The sequence below is a fragment of the Edwardsiella hoshinae NBRC 105699 = ATCC 33379 genome (genome assembly GCF_000474215.1).
GTDB lineage: Bacteria > Pseudomonadota > Gammaproteobacteria > Enterobacterales > Enterobacteriaceae > Edwardsiella > Edwardsiella hoshinae.
On record NZ_BAUC01000019.1, the window covers coordinates 17,527 to 38,241 of the forward strand.

Annotated in this window: 21 protein-coding genes and 1 pseudogene; 9 read left to right on the plus strand and 13 right to left on the minus strand. The window is 56.4% G+C overall.

Annotated elements, in window-relative coordinates; all coding sequences use genetic code 11:
• The first annotated feature begins 215 nt into the window (after positions 1 to 215).
• The 3 genes from ubiT to putP all read left to right on the plus strand — a co-directional run bounded on the left by ubiT (position 216) and on the right by putP (position 3,046).
• The gene (gene ubiT, locus EHO01S_RS08405; RefSeq protein WP_024523535.1) at positions 216 to 737 is read left to right on the plus strand and encodes a ubiquinone anaerobic biosynthesis accessory factor UbiT; all 522 of its coding nucleotides are present in this window, start codon (positions 216 to 218) and stop codon (positions 735 to 737) included.
• Positions 731 to 1,234, plus strand: a complete 504-nt coding sequence (locus tag EHO01S_RS08410) for a GNAT family N-acetyltransferase (protein WP_024523536.1) — start codon at positions 731 to 733, stop codon at positions 1,232 to 1,234. The genes ubiT and EHO01S_RS08410 overlap by 7 nt, the downstream gene beginning before the upstream one ends.
• 327 nt (positions 1,235 to 1,561) lie before the next feature.
• Positions 1,562 to 3,046: a sodium/proline symporter PutP gene (gene putP, locus EHO01S_RS08415; protein ID WP_024523537.1), complete on the plus strand. Its 1,485-nt coding sequence runs from the start codon at positions 1,562 to 1,564 to the stop codon at positions 3,044 to 3,046.
• Positions 3,047 to 3,083: 37 nt separating this feature from the next.
• On the opposite strand, the pseudogene EHO01S_RS18250 reads toward putP, so the two are convergent.
• Positions 3,084 to 3,350: pseudogene (locus EHO01S_RS18250) on the minus strand (GIY-YIG nuclease family protein); the annotation flags it as partial.
• 24 nt (positions 3,351 to 3,374) lie between these two features.
• Between EHO01S_RS18250 and EHO01S_RS08420 the strand changes: the two are divergent.
• Positions 3,375 to 3,878, plus strand: coding sequence for a YhbP family protein (locus EHO01S_RS08420; protein ID WP_081702245.1), 504 nt, complete (start codon positions 3,375 to 3,377; stop codon positions 3,876 to 3,878).
• A 19-nt stretch (positions 3,879 to 3,897) separates the two neighbouring features.
• A complete protein-coding gene (locus EHO01S_RS08425) occupies positions 3,898 to 4,542 on the plus strand; it encodes an NAD(P)H-binding protein (RefSeq protein WP_024523539.1) in 645 nt (214 codons plus the stop codon).
• A gap of 7 nt (positions 4,543 to 4,549) precedes the next feature.
• On the opposite strand, the gene nrdG is transcribed toward EHO01S_RS08425, so the two are convergent.
• The 11 genes from nrdG to EHO01S_RS08485 all read right to left on the minus strand — a co-directional run bounded on the left by nrdG (position 4,550) and on the right by EHO01S_RS08485 (position 13,669).
• Complete coding sequence (nrdG, locus tag EHO01S_RS08430; RefSeq protein WP_024523540.1) at positions 4,550 to 5,014, minus strand: anaerobic ribonucleoside-triphosphate reductase-activating protein; 465 nt, start codon at positions 5,012 to 5,014, stop codon at positions 4,550 to 4,552.
• Between the two features lie 52 nt (positions 5,015 to 5,066).
• Entirely contained in the window at positions 5,067 to 7,205 is a 2,139-nt protein-coding gene (gene nrdD / locus EHO01S_RS08435) for an anaerobic ribonucleoside-triphosphate reductase (protein WP_035370381.1), read from the minus strand.
• A 430-nt stretch (positions 7,206 to 7,635) separates the two neighbouring features.
• Entirely contained in the window at positions 7,636 to 7,923 is a 288-nt protein-coding gene (locus tag EHO01S_RS08440; RefSeq protein WP_024523542.1) for a YqjK family protein, read from the minus strand.
• Positions 7,920 to 8,324 carry a phage holin family protein gene (locus EHO01S_RS08445; RefSeq protein WP_024523543.1) on the minus strand — a complete coding sequence of 135 codons (405 nt, stop codon included), beginning with the start codon at positions 8,322 to 8,324 and terminating at the stop codon, positions 7,920 to 7,922. Before EHO01S_RS08445 ends, EHO01S_RS08440 begins: the two co-directional genes overlap by 4 nt.
• Positions 8,324 to 8,629: an ElaB/YgaM/YqjD family protein gene (locus EHO01S_RS08450; RefSeq protein WP_005281437.1), complete on the minus strand. Its 306-nt coding sequence runs from the start codon at positions 8,627 to 8,629 to the stop codon at positions 8,324 to 8,326. The genes EHO01S_RS08445 and EHO01S_RS08450 overlap by 1 nt, the downstream gene beginning before the upstream one ends.
• 275 nt (positions 8,630 to 8,904) lie before the next feature.
• On the minus strand, positions 8,905 to 9,318 hold the full coding sequence (gene mzrA, locus EHO01S_RS08455) for an EnvZ/OmpR regulon moderator MzrA (protein ID WP_024523544.1): 414 nt from the start codon (positions 9,316 to 9,318) through the stop codon (positions 8,905 to 8,907).
• A gap of 1 nt (position 9,319) precedes the next feature.
• On the minus strand, positions 9,320 to 10,000 hold the full coding sequence (locus tag EHO01S_RS08460) for a DedA family protein (RefSeq protein ID WP_024523545.1): 681 nt from the start codon (positions 9,998 to 10,000) through the stop codon (positions 9,320 to 9,322).
• A 101-nt stretch (positions 10,001 to 10,101) separates the two neighbouring features.
• On the minus strand, positions 10,102 to 10,566 hold the full coding sequence (locus EHO01S_RS08465; RefSeq protein WP_024523546.1) for a hypothetical protein: 465 nt from the start codon (positions 10,564 to 10,566) through the stop codon (positions 10,102 to 10,104).
• Positions 10,567 to 10,757: 191 nt separating this feature from the next.
• On the minus strand, positions 10,758 to 11,147 hold the full coding sequence (crcB, locus tag EHO01S_RS08470; RefSeq protein ID WP_024523547.1) for a fluoride efflux transporter CrcB: 390 nt from the start codon (positions 11,145 to 11,147) through the stop codon (positions 10,758 to 10,760).
• 278 nt (positions 11,148 to 11,425) lie between these two features.
• Complete coding sequence (exuR, locus tag EHO01S_RS08480; RefSeq protein WP_024523549.1) at positions 11,426 to 12,193, minus strand: transcriptional regulator ExuR; 768 nt, start codon at positions 12,191 to 12,193, stop codon at positions 11,426 to 11,428.
• 180 nt (positions 12,194 to 12,373) lie between these two features.
• Positions 12,374 to 13,669 carry an MFS transporter gene (locus EHO01S_RS08485; protein ID WP_024523550.1) on the minus strand — a complete coding sequence of 432 codons (1,296 nt, stop codon included), beginning with the start codon at positions 13,667 to 13,669 and terminating at the stop codon, positions 12,374 to 12,376.
• Positions 13,670 to 14,186: 517 nt separating this feature from the next.
• Here EHO01S_RS08485 and uxaC point away from each other — a divergent pair.
• The 4 genes from uxaC (at position 14,187) to EHO01S_RS08505 (ending at position 19,270) form a co-directional block, all read left to right on the plus strand.
• Complete coding sequence (gene uxaC, locus EHO01S_RS08490) at positions 14,187 to 15,596, plus strand: glucuronate isomerase (protein WP_024523551.1); 1,410 nt, start codon at positions 14,187 to 14,189, stop codon at positions 15,594 to 15,596.
• A 99-nt stretch (positions 15,597 to 15,695) separates the two neighbouring features.
• Complete coding sequence (locus tag EHO01S_RS08495) at positions 15,696 to 17,174, plus strand: tagaturonate reductase (protein WP_024523552.1); 1,479 nt, start codon at positions 15,696 to 15,698, stop codon at positions 17,172 to 17,174.
• A gap of 18 nt (positions 17,175 to 17,192) precedes the next feature.
• Positions 17,193 to 18,683: a UxaA family hydrolase gene (locus tag EHO01S_RS08500; RefSeq protein ID WP_024523553.1), complete on the plus strand. Its 1,491-nt coding sequence runs from the start codon at positions 17,193 to 17,195 to the stop codon at positions 18,681 to 18,683.
• A 62-nt stretch (positions 18,684 to 18,745) separates the two neighbouring features.
• Positions 18,746 to 19,270, plus strand: a complete 525-nt coding sequence (locus EHO01S_RS08505) for a YgjV family protein (RefSeq protein WP_024523554.1) — start codon at positions 18,746 to 18,748, stop codon at positions 19,268 to 19,270.
• A 44-nt stretch (positions 19,271 to 19,314) separates the two neighbouring features.
• On the opposite strand, the gene sstT is transcribed toward EHO01S_RS08505, so the two are convergent.
• Positions 19,315 to 20,556, minus strand: a complete 1,242-nt coding sequence (sstT, locus tag EHO01S_RS08510) for a serine/threonine transporter SstT (RefSeq protein ID WP_024523555.1) — start codon at positions 20,554 to 20,556, stop codon at positions 19,315 to 19,317.
• Positions 20,557 to 20,715 lie beyond the last annotated feature (159 nt).

Sequence of the window (20,715 nt, forward strand, 5' to 3'; positions counted from 1 at the left end):
CCGGCGTCAGCATGATTGTCGCTCATTCTAGATAAGACGTTATGTAGTTGTTTTGACTTGAGGCAGTTTCTGACGTGTTGACAGTCTGTTACCAAATGGCGCCCCTCTAACGTATTATTCCGTGACAACGAGGGGGCTTTTTGTTGATATAAGACGCAGTCTACCTGGCCGTATATGGCAGAATAGACGCAGTCTGATCAGAAGGAGTCACCGCGGTGTTGGAACAATTGCGAGCACAGATCGTGCGTCAGGGGCCGGCATTGTTGAGCCTGCCGTTAAAAATTACGCCGTTTGCGCTGCAACGGCAGGTGTTGCAGCAACTGCTAACTTGGCAGTTCCGCCAGGCACTGGCGGAAGGGGAGTTGGCGTTTCTCGAGGAGCGTTGGCTACAGGTAGAGGTGCGTGATCTTGGGCTGTGTTGGTGTGTCACGGCCACGCCGGGCGGGTTGCGTGTCAGCCGCCAGCAACCGGCAGATGTCACTTTCAGCGCGGATGCCAACGATCTGATTCTGATCGCCGCCGGCAAAGAAGATCCCGACACCTTGTTCTTCCAGCGTCGGTTGCGTATCGAGGGTGACACTGAATTGGGGCTTTATGTGAAGAATTTAATGGATGCCATCGACGCGGAGTCGATGCCGGCGCCATTGCGTATGGCGCTAATGCAGTTAGCCGACTTCGTCGCGGCGGGATTACAGGAGGGCACGCCGGCACACGCGCGTGTCATGCCGACATGTTGATCCGGACGGAGATCCCCGTCGATGCCCCGGGCATCGATCGCTTGCTACGGGCGAGCTTCCCGAGTAACGCCGAGGCTGAACTCGTGGCGCACTTGCGTGAGGATGGTCTGCTGACGCTAGGCGTCGTAGCGACGGATGACGAGGGCGGGGTGATAGGCTATGCCGCGTTCAGTCCGGTGACCGTCGCTGGTGAGGAGTGCCAGTGGGTTGGCTTGGCACCGTTGGCGGTGGATGAGGCCTATCGCCGTCAGGGGATCGGTGAACAACTGGTCTATGAAGGGCTGGATACGCTGAATGAGTTTGGCTATGCCGGAGTCGTGGTGCTGGGCGATGCGCACTACTATCGTCGTTTTGGTTTCGTCAATGCGGCTGAACACGGACTGAGTTGCCGTTGGCCGGGCTGTGAGGCAAGCTTCCAGGTCTATGCGTTGGCGCCACAGGCGTTGGCTCAGGCTCGTGGACGCATTGAGTACGCCGCGCCTTTCGCACGCTTTTGAACCGTGGCGGTGGGGGCTCTTCCACCGCCTATCTTCTGAACGCTTGTCGTTCTTCCCCGCTGGGTCTATCATGCATCCCCCCGCGCGCTGACTGGCGTGCGGACGAGTAGCTTTGCCTGCTCCACGCATTTATCGCCATCTTCTGCGCTTTTCTCCGCGCCTGATCGCGTATTAGGCGTTTCACTGTCGCATCGCACTATGCATGCTGGGTTAGCGCCCTGGCGGGCACGTACCAGGCGTGCCGCGTCGGTCGTCTGATGCCGTGGACAGCGCCTCTTTTGACAACAAAAAAAGCGGTGCATGACACCGTGATGACAGGGGTACAGGATGAGTGTTAATACACCGACACTAATCACTTTTCTGATTTATATCTTCGGTATGATTCTGATCGGCCTGTTGGCCTATCGTGCCACCCATAACTTCTCTGACTATATCCTCGGCGGGCGGCGCTTGGGCAGCGTGGTCACCGCGTTGTCCGCGGGAGCCTCGGACATGAGCGGCTGGCTGCTGATGGGGTTGCCGGGAGCCGTGCTGGTGGCCGGGCTATCGGAGAGCTGGATAGCCATTGGGTTGGTGCTCGGCGCCTACCTAAACTGGCGCATCGTGGCGGGGCGTTTGCGGGTACACACCGAGCTGAACAATAATGCCCTAACGCTGCCGGATTATTTCACCCAACGTTTCGACGATGAACAGCGTCTTCTGCGCTTGATCTCCGCGTTGATTATCTTGGTGTTCTTTACCGTCTACTGTGCCTCCGGTGTTGTCGCGGGTGCTCGCCTGTTCGAGAGCACCTTCGGCATGAGTTATCAGAGCGCGTTATGGGCGGGTGCAGCAGCGACCATCGCCTATACTTTCATCGGTGGTTTTCTGGCGATCAGTTGGACGGATACTGTACAGGCGACGTTGATGATCTTCGCTCTGATCCTCACCCCACTGATGGTGATCGTCAGCGTTGGAGGCTTCGATGACGCGATGAGTGCTATTGCTCAGCAGAGTCCAGCCTACTTGGATCTATTCCGTGGTCTGGATTGGGTGGCGATCGTCTCGCTGATGGGCTGGGGGCTTGGTTATTTCGGTCAGCCTCATATTCTCGCGCGCTTCATGGCGGCGGATTCGCATCACACCATTCGCAAGGCGCGTCGTATCAGTATCATCTGGATGATCTTCTGCCTGGGCGGTGCGGTAGCGGTCGGCTTCTTCGGCATCGCCTTCTTCTCGACGCATCCTCAGTTGGCGTTGGAGGTACAGGAAAACAAGGAGCGGGTGTTTATCTCACTGTCCAAGTTACTGTTTAATCCTTGGATCGCTGGCATTCTGTTGTCGGCTATTCTGGCCGCAGTAATGAGTACCCTGAGTTGTCAACTGTTGGTGAGCGCCAGCGCGGTGACCGAGGATCTGTATAAAGCGTTTCTGCGCAAACACGCCAATCAGCGTGAGCTGGTGATCGTCAGCCGTAGCATGGTGATGGTGATCGCCCTGATCGCTATTGCCCTGGCGGCTAATCCTGATAACTATGTGCTCGATCTGGTCAGCTATGCCTGGGCCGGCTTCGGCGCCGCCTTTGGTCCGGTGATCATCATCTCCCTATTGTGGCCGGGCATGACGCGCAATGGCGCCTTGGCCGGTATGTTGGTCGGAGCCGTGACGGTGGTGGTCTGGAAGCAGTATGCCTGGTTCCACCTGTATGAGATCATCCCTGGCTTCGTGTTGGCTTCGCTAGCCATTATTGTGGTCAGCCTACTGGGTAAGGGGGCGTCGCCGCAGATGCGAGCGCGTTTTGCTCAGGCGAATCGTATTTACCTGACGAAGTAAGTTGGCCGTTTTCGGTTAGCCATTGCCACGGAGAGAGAGGTTGGTCGATGACCAGCCTCTCTTTTTGTTTTTTATTCAGTCGTTTGATTTGGTACTCCAGGCTGAGTGCCTCGGCATGCGCTGCGATGGGGGCATGAAACGCCAGTGTTAGCGGCCCCTTACCACGCAGCGCCTTGGCCCCACGTCCGGCCTGGTGCTGTGCAAGACGGCGCGGGATATCGGTGGTGATGCCGGTATACAACGCGCCCGTAGCGGTACGCAATATATACAGATACCAGCGGTTATGCGCTACAGTGTCAGTCATGGCAATGTCCTGCGAGAGAGTGTGATGAGTTCCAGTTTACGCGACGACGGCGCCGGGGACGAGTCCCGCGGTGGCGAGGGGCTGGAGGAGGATCTGGCGGTGGTGCGGCGTTTCTTGGCGCGGCAACATGTGGTGACGCTGGCGACCGGTCAGGGTGAGGCGCTGTGGTGCGCCAGTTGTTTTTACGCCTTAGATGCGGCGTCAATGACTTTGTATCTGTTAACCTCCCCCCAGTCGCAGCATGGTCAATTGATGTCGGCCAATCCGCGTGTTGCTGGGACGGTGGCACGCCAGACGCGCAATGTAGCACAGATTCAGGGAATACAATTCACTGCGCATATCGCCTGCTTGGCAGGGGATGACGAGGCTTGGGCGCGGCGCTGCTACTATCGCCGCTTTCCGTTGGCACGTTTGAGATCCGCCCCCATCTGGGCACTGCGTCTGATGCGCGTCAAGATGACCGATAATCGCTGTGGTTTCGCGCACAAGCGTCATTGGCAGCGCCAGAATGAAGAGGGCGTATACTGAGAAGAGGGAGGAATAACCGATGAACGTATTACTGCTTGGCGCTACGGGTCTGATCGGGCAGACATTATTGGCGTTATTGGAACAAGAGCCCCGCGTCTCACAGATTTATGCGCCGACCCGTACGGCGCTAGCACCATCCGCGAAATTGATTAATCCCGTGGAAACGGATATCTGTCGCGCCATGTTGGCCTGGCAGGGCCCTTGCGACCTGGCTTTTTGCTGCTTGGGAACGACCCGTAAGACGGCAGGCAGCGATAGCGCCTTTCGCTATGTCGACTATTCGTTGGTTGTGGAATGCGGCGAGGTGGCGTTACAGCATGGGTGTCAGCATTATGTGGTCGTCAGCGCGCTTGGCGCCAATCCTCAGTCTCCTTTCCTTTATAGTCGGACTAAGGGCGAGATGGAGAAGGCACTGGAGTTGCAGGCGTGGCATCGTTTGACGCTGTTACGGCCGTCACTGCTTCAAGGGGAACGAGCTAAGCCGCGCCTATTGGAACAACTTTCCGAACCTTTCTTCCGCTTATTACCGGAAAAGTGGCGCGCGGTGGAGGCCGATAGCGTAGCGCGGGCCATGTTGCATTGTGCGTTACATCCCGCGCCCTATCGCTTACAGATCCTGGAGTCGGAACAGCTGGTACGCCTCACCGAGCGTTGCGACGTTTAAGCACGCCTCAACGCAGATAGTGGATAACTTGGTTGCTGCTGCCTCGCCAGATCAGCATCGGGTCTTTTAGCGCCTGGACAAACTTGCCATCGACCAGGACGTTGATCTGATCCACGATAGCCTGTTGCTCGGCGTTCAACTCTTCCAGACGGTATCCGGTCCAGAGCCAGATATCCTTACCGGGGCATTCGGCACGTACTCGCTGCACCAACTGGAGGATCGCCGCCGTATTGTTGGGATGGAGCGGATCGCCTCCCGACAGTGATAGGCCTTGGCGCTTGATACGTTGATCCTTGAGGTCGGCGATGATGCGATCTTCCATTTCCGCCCCGAAGGGGATGCCTGAGTCTGGACGCCAGGTACACTTGTTATAACACCCCGGGCACTGGTGGACGCAACCGGCGACGAACAGCACGCAGCGTGTTCCGGGGCCGTTGACCACATCGACCGGGTAGTACTGATGATAATTCATGGCGTTTTGTCCTGCATGGACGCCGGCGAGCGGCCGGCGTCGCACGACGCGATTAACCGATTTGACCGTTATTCAGGTGCTTGATGCGGCGTTTCACTTCTTCTTGCTTGCCTGCGTTGAACGGACGAGCATCCGGGCTACCGAGGTAGCCGCACACCCGGCGGATCACCGATGCCTTGGCGGAGTCGTGATTGCCGCATTTCGGGCAGCTAAAGCCTTTGCTGGTGCAGGCGAACTCGCCAGTATAGCCACACTCATAGCATTCATCGATCGGCGTGTTGGTTCCGTAATAGGGTACGCGTTGATAGCTATAGTCCCAGACATCCTCCAGCGCCTTCAGATTGTGCTGGAGATTGGGGTATTCGCCATAGCAGATGAAGCCACCGTTGGCTAATGGCGGATAGGGCGCCTCAAAGTCCAGTTTGTCGTACGGGTTGACTTGCTTCTCCACGTCCAAGTGGAAGCTATTGGTGTAGTACCCCTTGTCTGTCACGCCCTCGATCACGCCGAATTCGGCGGTATCGAGACGGCAGAAGCGATCACACAGGTTTTCGCTCGGCGTGCTATACAGGCTGAAACCATAACCGGTTTCTTGTTTCCAGGTATCGGTCGCCTGACGCAGACGTTCGACGATAGCGATGGCCTTGGCGCGCAGCGTCTCGTCATCGAACAGATGTTTCTCGGTGCCAAACAGAGCATTGATGGTCTCATGGATGCCGATATAACCCAGCGAGATAGAGGCCCGGCCATTTTTAAAGATATCGGCGATATTGTCGTCGGCTTTCAGACGCACACCACAGGCACCTTCCATGTATAGGATCGGCGCTACACGCGCCTTGACCCCTTCTAGACGAGCGATACGCGTCATCAATGCTTTGCGAGCTAGCTCCAGCCGGCGGTCGAGTAGTGTCCAGAAGGCGGCTTCGTCACCCTTGGCCTCCAGCGCGATACGTGGCAGGTTTAGGCTGATGATACCCAGGTTGTTACGCCCGTCGTGGATCATCTCGCCATTTTCCTGGTAAACCCCGAGGAAGCTGCGGCAACCCATCGGCGTCTTGAACGAGCCAGTGACTTTTACGACTTGATCATAATTGAGGATGTCCGGGTACATTCGCTTGCTGGCGCATTCCAGGGCCAGTTGCTTGATGTCATAGTTCGGATCGCCCAGTTTGTGGTTGAGCCCGTCGCGGATAGCGAACACCAGCTTGGGGAAGACCGCGGTCTTGCGGTTTTTGCCCAAACCGGCGATACGGTTCTTCAGGATCGACTGCTGGATCATGCGCGACTCCCAGCTAGTGCCCAAGCCGAAGCCAAAGGTGACGAACGGAGTTTGACCGTTGGCGGTATGTAGCGTATTTACTTCATACTCCAGCGACTGGAATGCGTCATAACACTCCTTTTCGGTGCGAGCGTGAGCGTAGCCTTCGACATCCGGGATATTCCACTGCTCGGCAATTTTGCGGTGTTTCTCGAAACTAGCGGTGACGAACGGTGCCAGCACTTCATCGATGCGATTAATGGTAGTACCACCGTAGATATGGCTGGCCACTTGCGCGATGATCTGGGCGGTAACGGCGGTCGCAGTAGAGATGGACTTGGGCGGCTCGATCTCCGCGTTCCCCATCTTGAAGCCGTTGGTCAACATTCCTTTCAGATCGATCAACATGCAGTTGAACATCGGGAAGAAAGGCGAGTAGTCGAGGTCGTGATAGTGGATCTCGCCACGCTCATGCGCCTGCACTACATCGCGTGGCAGCAGGTGTTGCTTGGCGTAGTGTTTGGCGACGATGCCGGCCAGCAGGTCGCGCTGGGTCGGGATCACTTTGCTATCTTTGTTGGCATTTTCGTTGAGCAGCGCCGGGTTGCTCTGTTCGATCAGGCCACGGATATCTTGGTTAAGGCGGCCGCGTTGTTCGCGAGCGACGTCGCGGTCATGACGGTACTCAATGTAGGCGCGTGCAAGCTGCTTGTAGTCGCCCGCCATCAGCTGGTTCTCTACGGCGTTCTGAATTTCGTTGATATCGACACGTTCGCGATCGGCCATCTGCATAGCGACTACGCGGGCAACGGTTGCGCAGTAATCCGCATCATCTACGCCAGCAGCCTGCGATGCGCGCAGCACCGCTTCCTTGATACGCTGTTCGTTGAAGGGCACCTGACAACCGTCCCGTTTAATCACTATAGGTTTCACCGTTTTTTGCTCCTGTGATTGTGGTATGTATGGCATCCGTTAACCATCTACCGGTTATCCACAACACGAAGCCGCGTGCGATAAGGCTTCACGCGGCACATGTGGATGCTCTGTGGATAACTACTATATGTAGTTGTTCACTTTAATTTCAGACACTATATATGGGAACGCTGATTTTATAAAGCAAATTTGATTGACCTAAATCAAGGATTTTTAGCTTCGGTAGAATCGCTATACAGACGGTGATTTCGCGCCTTTTTTCGCTGGAGAATAGTAAGCCTGGGTAGAAAAAACGCACTAACCATACAGCCAGTATTACCCTGTTTGGCAGGTGAGGCCGGGCTGAGCGGTGGGGGGAGATCTGTAGCCGATTCTGTTGCGGCAGGCCGCTCGTTGCCGACACATCAATGCAGAGAACGGAAAGAGGGATTCAAGGGTAGAGGCTGCGCCGAGCGAGGCGTAGTGCGCTCCACAGGGCGACGATGCGTTTCGCACCACGTAACAGACGCGAGGGACGACGTGCCGCATAGACGGCAATCACACCGCCGGCGAGGGCGAGAGGGCGACGTAGACGCCAGAGCACGCCTAAGCCGCGTTCAAGACGTTGGCATAATTGCTCTACATGCATGACCTCACGATGGAGATCCAGACGTTGTAGGGCGATTTGCTGCAACAGCAGCGCCTTTTCGCCGGCTAACGCCTGACGATGACGACTCATGGTTTCTCCTTGCGCTCAAGCAGTTGACGATCGATCGCCAGTTGTTGGCGCGTGGCCGAGAGCAGGGTTGAGCGGCGGGCCTTACTGAGTGTCCATAGCGCGCCGATGATCGCCAATAGGAAGAGCAATGCCGTGGCGAGCCCCAAGGCGAACAGTCGGTAGCTGGGATCGACTGCCCAGAACAGAAGCACCAGCAGGCTCATCAGAGCGAAAGCAGCGAACAACAAAGTGATGCCTGCCATCAGCAACAGCTGGATCAGATTTGCCTTCTCTTCTTCCAGCTCGACTACTGCCAGACGCACACGGGTTTCCGCCATGCCAGCCAGCAAGGTGACAACACGCCGGACACTACCCAAGATCCCGGGAGTGGAACCCTGGGCAGAGGATGACTCGCCGACCATTAGCGACGCGCCAACAATACGCCGAGCACCACGCCCACGGCGGCACCGATACCCACACCGGTCCACGGGTTATCGCGCACGTAGTCATCGGCACGCCCAGCCATTTCACGGGTCTGGGTGGCGACGTTCTCGCCGGCCTGGCTCAGGCGCTCACGGCTGTTGTGCAGCGCATCGTGGGCACGGGCACGCAGTTTTTCAAGTTCGGCTTTGGGTTTATCGGTGGATGAGTTGAGGACATCTTCCAATGCATCGGCCAGAGATTTTAGCTCGGCACGCAGATGTTCAGCGGTGGAATCGTTAGCCATTGTTACGCTCCTTCACGTTACTGACATGGACCTTCAACATAGCTGGCTTTTCGGGAGAGTGCAAAGGGTATGGCGCGTCAACAGTCTGTAATAAATTGGCTTTATCGTAAAATATTGCAGACAGTTTGCTTGCCCGCTCGCCATCTCTGGCGGGAAATGCGTCGGTGTCCAGCGAGAGGCTCGATTGAACGGGATGTCATATGCCAATGGGCGCGCTCATTCGTGCGTCGCTAACGAGCGAAGAGGCGGCGGGGCACCAGGCACCCGCCACGGGATCACTGGCCGTTGCCGCCACTGTAAGAGAGCGCCGCGCCAGGGCGTTCGCTCTTATGGAGTAGCGAACGATGTAGGATCTTATCAGCGATGCTATAGCCGGGAGGCAGCTCACGCAGTAGAACCTGTAACGCTAAGGTGTGTTGCTCTGGCCGAGCCAGTTGCACGACGAGACCGTCTCGATCCGGGGTAATGCTGGCGATGTCGATGCCATTCTCATCCAGTTTCTGATAGACAAAGAAGCCGTCGGGTATCGCCAGGCCGCTATGGGTCGCGCGGATGTGTAGTGAAACCTCTTTATGGCTCAGCTGCGGCAGGATCACCGCCGCCAGTGCCGCGACGATGAAGAGCAGTAGACCGAATAGACGCTTCCAGCCCCAGCGAGGTATGCATGGCGGTTGATATGCCTGGCTCACGTTATTCCCTCGGGCTTTTGCCGCTGGGCTGGCGATGTTTCTTCCGCCACAGAACCAGCAGTGATCCGCCCAAGCCGAAGCACAACAGGGCCAGCGGCAGCAGCATCAATAGGTTCATCAGTTGATCTTCATAGCGCAAGAACAGTGGTGTCTTGCCCAAAATGTAGCCCAAGGTGGTTAGGATCAGGACCCACAGCAACCCACTGGCCCAGTTGAAGAACTGGAAGCGTGCGGCGTTCAATCCCGATAGTCCGGCGATCAGCGGCAACAGGGTACGAACAAACGCCAAAAAACGGCCGATCAGCAGGGCGGCGAGACCATGGCGATGGAACAATTGATGGGCACGCTGGTGGTAGTGCGAGGGAAGATGAGATAACCATTTTTGCACCAGATGGGTATTCCCCAGCCATCGTCCCTGCAAGTAGCCGAGCCAACATCCTAGGCTGGCGGCCGAGGTCAGCACCAGGAGTGTCAGGGGGAAGTCCATCGTATCGCGGGCGATCAAGACCCCAACCAAGATCAGTAGGCTATCGCCTGGGAGGAAGGCAGCCGGTAGCAGACCGTTTTCCAGAAATAGGATCACGAAAAGAATGCCGTAGATCGTCCAGACCAGCGCGGGATTCGCTAGCGTTTCATAATCCTGATGCCACAGGGCGGTAATGAGTTGTTGAATAATTTCCATCACGAATTCCTAGCAGAGATTGCGGAGAGAACGTTTACCGTTTTAGCCGCTGATAGCAGCGGGGCCCGTAGCCAACGTTCGTCTCATATAACACCATGAGTTTAGGCAAACGCGGGATGATAGGTCACTTGGCCGCGATACAGGATGTTGCTTTCTTTCCAGCCTCCTAGCCGATGATGATGCGGCGGAAGTTGGAGGGTGCGCAACAGAATGCGTGATAGACGAGCATCATCGCCGTCGTAACCCGGCGCCTGAGGCGTGTAGGGACGACGCGTTTCCGGCGGTGCCATGTTGGGCGGGATGATGCCATTGCGCTCGACTTCGCTACCGCCGCATTGATACGAACGGATCAACGCGCTGATCTTGCGGTTGTGCTGAAGGCGACGCAGGTAGAGGTTGTCAGTCGGTTCGCGATAATCGGCGTGGTAGCCCGCTGTATTACATGGAAACTGGCTGAGGGGAAGCGAGGCCGCGGCCTGATAATGCCATACCCCCATCTTGCCGATGGCCGTGGCGGCCCAGCAGAAGAGCAATAGCAATAAGGAGGCAGAGGTTACACGCTTCAATATTTTGTCGTTTCCGGATACAGACAGAAAAACAGGCGCTCACTTTAGCAAAATCGTTGGCGCTGAAACAGCCCAAAAGAGGGATTTATCGGGTAAATTCGTGCAAATTATACACTGTCTGTCCGCCGGTATTGTAGGACAAAATCAGCGGAACAGACTGATATAACGGACTTTCTCCCGATTCGTCAATATCAGGCGCTACGGGACATGAGCAGATAGTAACCGGCGCTGACGGCCGCCATGCACAAGATCAGATTTAACAGCACATTCATCATTGCTTTCAGCCAGAATCCTTCGCTAAAGAGAGCGAAGGTATCGAAGGAGAAGGTCGAGAAGGTGGTGAGTGCGCCGAGGAAGCCCACGCCGATCAGCGGACGCCAGTGTGGCGCGATCAGCGCGCCGCTATTTAGCATGGAGACCAGAGCGCCCATGATGAAGCAGCCGATGACGTTGACAGTAAGGGTGGCATAGGGGAAAGCATTACCAAACCAGGCAGCGAACCAGTTGGTGATTTGGAAGCGGCTGATGGCGCCGAGCGCGCCGCCGCAGGCGACGACCAATAGTGTGAGGCCATAATTCATGGCGGACTCCTTTACAAACCTTGGTTATGGGGGAATACGCAGGCCGCGGAAAACGTACAACGCCGGGCAAGCGCACGCCCCGCCGATGACGGAGAAACGCGTCGTTTTGCCAGGCGTCATCAGCGCGGGGCAGGGAGCAGCGGAAGCGGACGTGATGTCCTATCTTGGTTTGCTCTCGACTATCCCCGGCGGTTTTTAATCCATCTCATGAATTAAAGGTGGAGCACCATCACCTGAAGATATTATAGGAGCCTCTTTGTGCCGGATACAATGGGCAGTTATTTATTGCCGTTGGCGACGGCATCCAGATGTACCACCGGATTCTCGGCAAAGAGGTAGCGATCGACGTTGAACTCGAAATCATCGGTGGTGGCGTGGAACAGCATCTGCTTGGTATTCTCCAGATGTTGCCACATGGCGATCTTGGCGCCATACGGATCTTTGCGGATCAGCGCTTTGAGGATCTTGTCGTGATCTTCGCACCAGCTTTCGATCGATTTATCATCAATATGTTCGTGCAATTTTTGCCAGTAGGGGTTGTGAATACGCTGGCTCCACATCTTCTCGACGATGGTTGCCATCGCACTGTTTTGCGTTGCCAGGGCGACCTGAACATGGAACTTGAGATCCCACTCCGAGTCGCGGAAGCGATCCTCCTGGCGTGCTCGCTCCTGGATTGCCATTAGGTTGACGATGTCTTGCTTGGTGACTTGCGTTGCAGCGAACTCGGCGATATTGCTTTCGATCAACTGGCGAGCCTGCAACAGTTCGAATGGCCCGGCGCTGGCAAACTCGATGGTCGTATCAGGCTGAATCAGTGACTTGGGTTGGTTGTTGATCACGTGGATACCGGAGCCTTTACGCACCTCAACATACCCTTCGACCTCTAGCATGATGATGGCTTCGCGCACCACGGTACGACTGACATCCATCTCCTCGGCGATGAAGCGCTCGGCGGGTAGTTTATCGCCGACAGGGTAGACACCGCCTTCAATGCGTTGTTTCAGTTCGGCGGCCAGCTGTTGATAGAGTCTCGTGCATTCCATATTCGTGCTCGGTTAGGGGGTGAAGAGGCAGATATCGGATGACTCGAAGTCATGATGCGAGTTGTTATACCACTTTTCACGCTGTTGTCACCAGCCGCACGCATGCGGAGTGTGACCCCCTCGCACAAAATAAGGGGCGTTAATCACCCGCTTCATGGCGGATGATTAGCGCAGAATGGACTAGGCATTCACGTTAGCGGGCAGCGTACATGGTAATGGGGTATTCGCGTTACGATTCTGTAGCACCGTCCAGATGAGCAGAGCACCAAGCAGATCGAAGACGGCCAAGGTGGCGAATAGCGGACTGAACCCGATGCTATCGGCCAGCGCACCAACCACCAGGGCGAACAGGGTGCTGGCGGTCCAGGCCGCCATGCCCGTCAATCCGTTGGCCGTTGCCACCTCATTACGGCCAAACACATCGGAGGAAAGCGTGATCAGTGATCCGGAGAGCGCCTGATGGGCGAATCCCCCGACACATAGCAAGGCGATGGCGATGTAGGGACTGCTGAACAGGCCGATCATTCCGGGGCCGATCATGAGCACTGCGCCCAGGGTCACTACCAGCTTACGTGAGACGATGAGGTTAACCTTGAGGTACTTTTGGAACAGTGGCGGCAGATAACCGCCGACGATGCAGCCTAAATCGGCGAACAGCATCGGCATCCAGGCGAACATGGCGATCTCTTTCAAGTTGAAGCCGTAGGCTTTAAACATGAACAACGGGATCCAGGCGTTAAAGGTACCCCAGGCCGGTTCGGCAAGAAAACGCGGTAGGGCGATGCCCCAAAATTGGCGATTGCGCAGGATCTGCCAGGCTGACATGCGTTGGGCGTTGTCGCTCTGATGTTGCGCCTCTTGACCGCTGAGGATGTACTGGCGCTCGGTTTCGCTCAGTCGCTTCTGATCTTTGGGTTGTTTGTAGAAGATAAGCCAGCCAATCGCCCAGGCGAGGCTCAGCACGCCGGTGATGATGAAGGCCATTTCCCAGCTGTGCACCATGATCGCCCATACTACTAACGGTGGTGCAATCATCCCGCCGATAGAGGAGCCGACGTTAAAGTAACCGACGGCGATCGAGCGCTCTTTGGCCGGAAACCATTCCGAGGAGGCTTTGAGGCCGGCAGGGATCATCGCCGCTTCGGCCATGCCTACCGCGCCGCGTGCAATGGCTAGACCTCCCCAACTATTAGCCAATGCGGTGCCTATACAAAATAGCGCCCACAGCAGGGCGAATACCGCGTAACCGACTTTGGTACCCAATAGATCCAGCACATAACCGGCCACCGGTTGCATGATGGTATAGCAGGCAGAATAGGCGGCGATGATATAGGAGTACTGCTGGGTCGTGATGTGTAACGTATCTTCTAGCGCGGGTGCCGCGACGGCGATGGCGTTGCGCGTTAGATAGCCAAGTACCGTACCAATGGTCACCAGGCCGATCATATACCAGCGTAATCCTTTGATTTTACGCATTTAAACTCTCTCCCCTGTTTCATGATTTAACCGTATCGCCCACCGTTATTGACATAAGACGGCCTATACCCCTCTTGACAGTTAGGGGCGATGGTTAGTGTGTCCTTATGCAAGGAATAATGATGACGCACACCGGTAAACCACTACGTCCTGACAGTGATGTAGTGAATGGACGGATAACCCGCTACGGTGTACTTGCTGAATATTGGTCAAACCACAATGGGCTAAATTGGTTGACACTCAGCCGAGTTACTGCGACGGCCAAGATAACTTGTCATACAGATTCAAAGATTGAGAGCTATCACAAAAACCATAATTGGATTACGGAATAATGATCATCATAATTTATTGCGTCTATGTGTGACCGCGCTGACGCTTTTGTCGCCATGATAAGACGTTTTTTGTCATACAGTCCGCAAAGCTGGATAAAGTTCTGGACTAACTTTTAAATTGGTGTGATAACTTTCGCCAGCGCACCCCCGAGCGAGTGCATCCACCGCATCTGAGGAACCCGATCATGTCTCAGTTTTTGACCGAAGATTTTTTGCTTGATACCGAATTTGCCCGCCGCTTGTACCATGATTACGCGGCTGAACAGCCTATTTTCGATTATCACTGCCACCTTCCTCCGGAGCAGATCGCCGAAGATTATCGTTTTGAAAACCTGTATGACATCTGGTTGAAGGGTGACCACTATAAGTGGCGAGCGATGCGTACCAATGGTGTGGCCGAACGTTTCTGTACCGGCGATGCCAGCGATCGTGAGAAGTTTCAGGCATGGGCGGAGACTGTGCCGCATACTATTGGCAACCCGTTGTACCACTGGACTCATTTGGAACTGCGTCGTCCGTTTGGCATCTGTGACACCTTGTTATCCGGTACGACGGCGGAAGCTATTTGGACACGCTGTAACCACCTACTGGCCGATGAGGCGTTTACGGCACGCGGTATCATGCGTCAGATGAATGTGAAGATGGTCGGCACTACCGACGACCCGATTGACGATCTGCGTCACCACCGGGCGATCGCCGCCGATAGCAGTTTCACTACTCAAGTATTGCCTAGCTGGCGCCCCGATAAAGCATTCAATATCGATGCTGCTATTTTCCCTGACTACATTAGCCAACTGAGCGCGGTAGCGGATGTCGACATCACGCGTTTCGCCGATCTGTGTCAGGCGCTGAAGGTGCGCCTGGATTACTTCGCCGCACACGGCTGTAAGGTTTCCGACCATGCCCTGGACGTGGTGCTGTATGGCGAGGCGGATGAGGCGACGCTGGATGCGATCTTGGTGCGGCGTCTGAGCGGCGGCGTGCCCAGCGCAACGGAGATCGCCCAGTTCAAGACGGCAGTTCTGGTGTTCCTCGGCGCGGAATATCGGCAACGCGGCTGGGTGCAGCAGTATCACATCGGCGCGTTACGTAACAACAATACGCCGATGTTTGAGCGCCTAGGGCCGGACATCGGTTTCGATTCGATCAACGATGCACCGGTCGCCCAGCCGCTTTCCCGTCTGTTGGATGCCCAAAGCCGTAACGGTGGTCTGGCGAAGACCATTTTGTATTGCCTGAACCCGCGCGACAACGAGGTGCTGGGTACCATGATCGGTAACTTCCAGGGCGAAGGTATGCCGGGCAAGATGCAGTTTGGTTCCGGCTGGTGGTTCAACGATCAGAAAGATGGTATGCAGCGTCAGATGACCCAACTGGCCCAGTTGGGTCTGTTGAGCCGCTTCGTCGGAATGCTGACGGATAGCCGTAGCTTCCTCTCCTATACCCGTCACGAATATTTCCGCCGCATCCTGTGTCAGATGATTGGCCGTTGGGTGGCTCAGGGGGAGGCGCCAGCAGACATCGCGCTGTTGGGGGAGATGGTGAAAAACATCAGCTTCGACAACGCCAAGCGTTACTTCGCCATTGAGGTGTAATCGCCGCTAAGATTTCGGCTACGACGTCGTCGTGGCCGATTCCCATTGATTGTCGCGGGCCGCCGCAGGGCGGAAGGCCTGCTATTGAGGTCGTGCCTGATGCAAACCCTGAATCGTCGCAACTTTCCCGGTCGCCAACACCCCGACAAAGTGATCCAGTTTGGCGAGGGCAACTTTTTGCGCGCCTTCGTTGACTGGCAGTTAGACTTGCTGAATGAACATACCGATCTCGATGCTGGCATTGTTGTCGTGCGGCCGATCGACAGTGACTTCCCGCCCTCGCTGAATCGTCAGGATGGCCTGTATACCACGCTGGTGCGCGGCCTGGATGAGCAGGGGCAAGCGGTCGCCACGCAGCGTGTGATCCGTAGTGTCAATCGCGAGTTGAATGTCTACCGAGAGTTCGATCAGTTTCTGGCGCTGGCGCGCGATCCCAATATCCGCTTTGTCTTCTCCAATACCACCGAGGCCGGCATCAGCTATGCCGAGCGAGATAGCCTCACGGACGCTCCGCCGTCTAGCTTCCCGGCTAAGCTGACCCGTCTGCTGTATGAACGCTTCTGCCACTTCGCCGGTGCGGCGGACAAAGGTTGGCTATTGCTGCCTTGCGAGCTGATCGACTACAACGGTGAGGCATTGCGTGAGTTGGTGTTGCGCTATGCCGAGCAGTGGGCTTTACCGGCCGACTTCCGTCACTGGCTGTGCCAGCACAATACCTTTTGCTCGACCTTGGTCGATCGCATCGTCACTGGTTATCCGCGGGAGGAAGCAGCGGCGCTGTGCGACGATCTGGGGTACCAGGATGATTTCCTCGACAGCGCAGAGTACTTCTATCTGTTTGTCATCCAAGGGCCGCAATGGCTGGCGCAGGCGCTACGGCTGGATGCTTACGCCGCCACGCAGTCCGCGTTAAATATCCGTATCGTGGACGATATTCGCCCCTATAAGGAGCGTAAGGTGGCGATTTTGAACGGTGCCCACACCGCGTTGGTGCCAGTGGCCTACTTGGCTGGCCTGGATACCGTAGGGCAGAGCATGGATGATGACCAGGTAGCGGCCTTCGTAGAGCAGACAATCTTCCAGGAGATCGTCCCGCAGCTTGACCTACCTAGCGAGGAGCTGAATGCCTTCGCGGCAGCGGTACTTAGTCGTTTCCGTAACCCTTATATCCAGCATCAACTGTTGTCTATCGCTCTTAACGGTATGACCAAGTTCCGTACCCGCCTCCTGCCGCAGTTGTTGGCCTATTGCGACGAACAGGGGCAACCGCCGGTGCGTCTGAGCTTTGCCTTGGCGGCGCTGATCGCCTTTTATCGCGGTGAGCGTGATGGGCAACGTTACGCGTTGCAGGACGATGCCCACTGGCTGACATTCTATGCTGATGGCTGGCAGGCGGTGCGTGCGGGACAATTGCGTCTGGATGAGCTGGTCGCCGCAGTGCTGCGCGATGAGGGGCACTGGGGGCACGACCTCAATCAGGTGCCGGGCTTAGCGCAACAGGTGAGCACGGCGCTACAGGCCATCGAGCAGCAGGGTATGCGTGCGGCGCTGAGCGCCTTGTCAGTTTCTTGTGGTTAAGGGAACGAGCCAACTTCTATGCAAAGCATTATTAAGATCCATCCTCAGGATAACGTGGCGGTTGCCCTGCGTGACTTGGCCTGCGGCGAGACGATTTGCTGCGATGGCATGGCGTTGACGCTACGTGCGGCGGTTGCCTGCGGGCATAAACTGGCGTTGTGTGATCTGGCGCCGCAGGCGTTGATCATCAAGTACGGTCTACCGATCGGCCACGCCCTGGCACCGATCGCTGCTGGCGATCATGTGCATGCCCATAATCTGCGTACCAATCTCAACGATCTGGACGATTATCACTATCAGCCCGACTTCGTCGCGCCAACGGCGCAACCGGCAGATCGGGCGGTCGCGCTGTATCGGCGTGCTAACGGAGAGGTCGCGATCCGCAACGAATTGTGGATCCTGCCGACCGTCGGTTGTGTCAACGGCATCGCGCGTCAGATGTTGCAACGTTTCCTGCGAGATAGCGATGGTGCGCCGGGGATCGATGGCGCACATCTGTTTAGTCACACTTTCGGTTGCTCACAGTTGGGCGACGATCACCTGAATACCCGCACGCTGTTGCAGAATATGGCGCACCATCCTAATGCCGGCGGCGTGCTGGTGGTGGGGTTGGGCTGTGAAAACAACCAGATCGCCGCCTTTCGTGAGACGTTGGGCGACTATGATCCGGCACGGGTTCGCTTCCTGATCTGTCAGCAGGAGGAGGATGAGGTGGAAGCTGGTGTGGCGCAATTGCAGCAGCTGTATGCGCGGATGTGCCGCGACCAGCGTCAGCCGGGACGGTTGAGCGAGTTGCGTTTCGGCCTGGAGTGCGGTGGCTCCGATGGTTTCTCGGGGATCAGCGCCAACCCACTGTTGGGGCGCTTCTCCGACTATGTCATCGCCCACGGCGGCACCAGTGTGCTGACCGAGGTACCGGAGATGTTTGGTGCCGAGCGTATCTTGATGAGTCGTTGCCATGACCAGACTACTTTCGATAAGACGGTGACCATGGTGAACGACTTTAAACGCTACTTCATCGACCATCATCAGCCGATCTATGAAAACCCCTCACCGGGCAACAAGGCTGGCGGCATCACTACGTTAGAAGAGAAATCGCTGGGATGTACCCAAAAGGCCGGGCAGAGTCCGGTGATGGATGTACTGCGTTACGGTGAGCGCCTGCGTACGCCGGGGCTGAATTTACTCAGCGCACCGGGCAACGATGCGGTTGCCACCAGCGCTCTGGCTGCCGCCGGTTGCCATATGGTGTTGTTCAGCACCGGACGCGGCACGCCATACGGCGGTTTTGTGCCAACGGTCAAACTGGCGACCAATAGTTCGTTGGCACAGAGGAAACCACACTGGATCGACTTTGATGCCGGGCAGTTACTGCATGGTCACTCTTTGGATCAACTGTTGGAGGCGTTTATCGATCTGATCGCCAAGATCGCCGAAGGTGAAGCGACCTGTAATGAAAAGAACGATTTCCGCGAGTTGGCGATCTTTAAGAGTGGTGTCACGTTGTAACCGGCTATCATCTGCCGTCGGAGGTGCCATGAGGGGCCTCTTATCCTGAAGGGATCAGGGACATGAACAGCGCGTATCTGGTTGCCCAGGGGGTGGGGATCGTCGCCTTTCTGGTCGGCATCACGACCTTCTTTAACCGCGATGAACGACGTTTTCGTCTGCAATTGGCGCTGTACAGTGCCATTATTGGTGCACATTTCTTCCTGATGGGAGCCAGTGCCGCTGGAATGAGTGCCGAGTTGAATGCGATCCGCTCGGTCATCGCCACGCGGACGCGCAACCTGTGGGTGATGGCCGTGTTTATCGTACTAACTCTGGTGCTGGGGGGCGGAGAGTTGCAGCATCCGCTCGAAGTGTTGCCGATCGCCGGCACCCTCGCCAGTACCTGGGCGCTGTTTCGTTGCCGTGGCCTGACAACGCGTTGTGTGATGTGGTGCTCGACCGGGTGCTGGGTGATCCATAACCTGTGGTTGGGGTCGCTAGGCGGCTCACTGATCGAGGGGAGCTTTCTGCTGATCAATGGCTATAACATTGTGCGCTTCTACCGCATGCAACGGCGTGGTATCGATCCTTTCCGCGCCATGTAAAAAAATGGGTGCCGCTTTCGGCACCCATTCGGTGTGGTTAGTGATTAACTCAGTTCAGCCGTGGTCTGGCTGCTCGATGCCTCCACCGCCTGGCAGGCGGCAGCGGTAAATAGCACGTCGGTAGAGGAGTTAAGGGCGGTCTCACAGGAGTCCTGGAGTACACCGATGATGAAGCCGACGGCGACCACCTGCATGGCGACATCGTTACTGATGCCGAACAGGCTACACGCTAGCGGGATCAGCAGCAACGAACCGCCGGCCACACCGGAGGCTCCGCAGGCGCAGATCGCGGCGACCAGGCTCAGTAGCAGCGCGGTCGGCAGATCGACGGTGATGCCTAGGGTGTGTGCCGCGGCCAGCGTCAGCACGGTGATGGTGATCGCCGCGCCAGCCATGTTGATGGTGGCACCTAGCGGAATGGAGACGGAATAGGTATCTTCGTTCAGCTTCAGCTTCTTACACAACTCCATGTTCACCGGAATATTGGCGGCCGAGCTGCGAGTAAAGAAGGCGGTTAGGCCGCTCTCACGTAGGCAGGTGAAGACCAGCGGATAAGGATTGCGACGGATTTTCCAGAAAACGATTAGCGGGTTAAGCACCAACGCCACCATCAGCATGGCGCCAATCAGCACCACCAGCAAATGGGCGTAGCCCCACAGCGCATCGAAACCGGTCTCGGCCAGGGTCGAGGCGACCAGGCCAAAGATGCCCAACGGGGCGAAGCGGATCACCACTCGAACGATAAAGGTCACGCCATAGGAGAGATCACCGACCACGCGTTTGGTGGTATCGGAAGCATGGCGTAATGCCACTCCTAGGCCGATAGCCCAGGCCAGGATACCAATGAAGTTACCGTTAGCCAGCGCGCGGAAGGGGTTATCCACCACGTTCAGCAGCAGCGTCTGGATCACCTCGACGATACCGCCTGGCGGGGTAATATCGTTGTTGTGTCCGACCAACGCCAGTTCAGAAGGGAAGAGGAAACTCATAACTACCGCCACTAACGCGGCGGCAAACGTCCCGAGCAGATACAGCAGCACGATGGGACGCATATTGGTCTTTTGCCCTTTACGGTGATTGGCGATGGACGCGGCGACGAGGATGAAGACCAGTACCGGTGCGACGGCTTTCAGCGCGCTGACGAACAGCGAACCCAACAGACCGGCGGCGACGGCCGCGGAGGGCGAGAACGAAGCCAGCGCGATACCCAGAATAAGCCCCACCATGATTTGCCCGACGAGGCTACCGCGCAGGATAAAGCGCACCAACCCAGATTGTCTTTCCATAATCGATTACCTACTTGTTATATTTTTAGCCTGTCTGTCTAGCAGACAACCTGTAACTAAATGTGTTTGCTACCCCAGTATAGGGAAATCGGCTCAATAGGGAACGACCAATTTATAAAATTCTGTCGCGGTGCTTATGTTTTAACATAAAAAATATAT

What these genes read in the sequence shown, in the direction of transcription:
- EHO01S_RS08410 (WP_024523536.1), top strand. Translation starts at nt 731, where the DNA reads ATGTTGATCCGGACGGAGATCCCCGTCGATGCCCCGGGCATCGATCGC.
- putP (WP_024523537.1), top strand. Translation starts at nt 1,562, where the DNA reads ATGAGTGTTAATACACCGACACTAATCACTTTTCTGATTTATATCTTC.
- EHO01S_RS08420 (WP_081702245.1), top strand. Translation starts at nt 3,375, where the DNA reads ATGAGTTCCAGTTTACGCGACGACGGCGCCGGGGACGAGTCCCGCGGT.
- EHO01S_RS08425 (WP_024523539.1), top strand. Translation starts at nt 3,898, where the DNA reads ATGAACGTATTACTGCTTGGCGCTACGGGTCTGATCGGGCAGACATTA.
- nrdG (WP_024523540.1), bottom strand. Translation starts at nt 5,014, where the DNA reads ATGAATTATCATCAGTACTACCCGGTCGATGTGGTCAACGGCCCCGGA.
- EHO01S_RS08440 (WP_024523542.1), bottom strand. Translation starts at nt 7,923, where the DNA reads ATGAGTCGTCATCGTCAGGCGTTAGCCGGCGAAAAGGCGCTGCTGTTG.
- EHO01S_RS08445 (WP_024523543.1), bottom strand. Translation starts at nt 8,324, where the DNA reads ATGGTCGGCGAGTCATCCTCTGCCCAGGGTTCCACTCCCGGGATCTTG.
- EHO01S_RS08450 (WP_005281437.1), bottom strand. Translation starts at nt 8,629, where the DNA reads ATGGCTAACGATTCCACCGCTGAACATCTGCGTGCCGAGCTAAAATCT.
- EHO01S_RS08460 (WP_024523545.1), bottom strand. Translation starts at nt 10,000, where the DNA reads ATGGAAATTATTCAACAACTCATTACCGCCCTGTGGCATCAGGATTAT.
- crcB (WP_024523547.1), bottom strand. Translation starts at nt 11,147, where the DNA reads ATGAATTATGGCCTCACACTATTGGTCGTCGCCTGCGGCGGCGCGCTC.
- exuR (WP_024523549.1), bottom strand. Translation starts at nt 12,193, where the DNA reads ATGGAATGCACGAGACTCTATCAACAGCTGGCCGCCGAACTGAAACAA.
- EHO01S_RS08485 (WP_024523550.1), bottom strand. Translation starts at nt 13,669, where the DNA reads ATGCGTAAAATCAAAGGATTACGCTGGTATATGATCGGCCTGGTGACC.
- uxaC (WP_024523551.1), top strand. Translation starts at nt 14,187, where the DNA reads ATGTCTCAGTTTTTGACCGAAGATTTTTTGCTTGATACCGAATTTGCC.
- EHO01S_RS08495 (WP_024523552.1), top strand. Translation starts at nt 15,696, where the DNA reads ATGCAAACCCTGAATCGTCGCAACTTTCCCGGTCGCCAACACCCCGAC.
- EHO01S_RS08500 (WP_024523553.1), top strand. Translation starts at nt 17,193, where the DNA reads ATGCAAAGCATTATTAAGATCCATCCTCAGGATAACGTGGCGGTTGCC.
- EHO01S_RS08505 (WP_024523554.1), top strand. Translation starts at nt 18,746, where the DNA reads ATGAACAGCGCGTATCTGGTTGCCCAGGGGGTGGGGATCGTCGCCTTT.
- sstT (WP_024523555.1), bottom strand. Translation starts at nt 20,556, where the DNA reads ATGGAAAGACAATCTGGGTTGGTGCGCTTTATCCTGCGCGGTAGCCTC.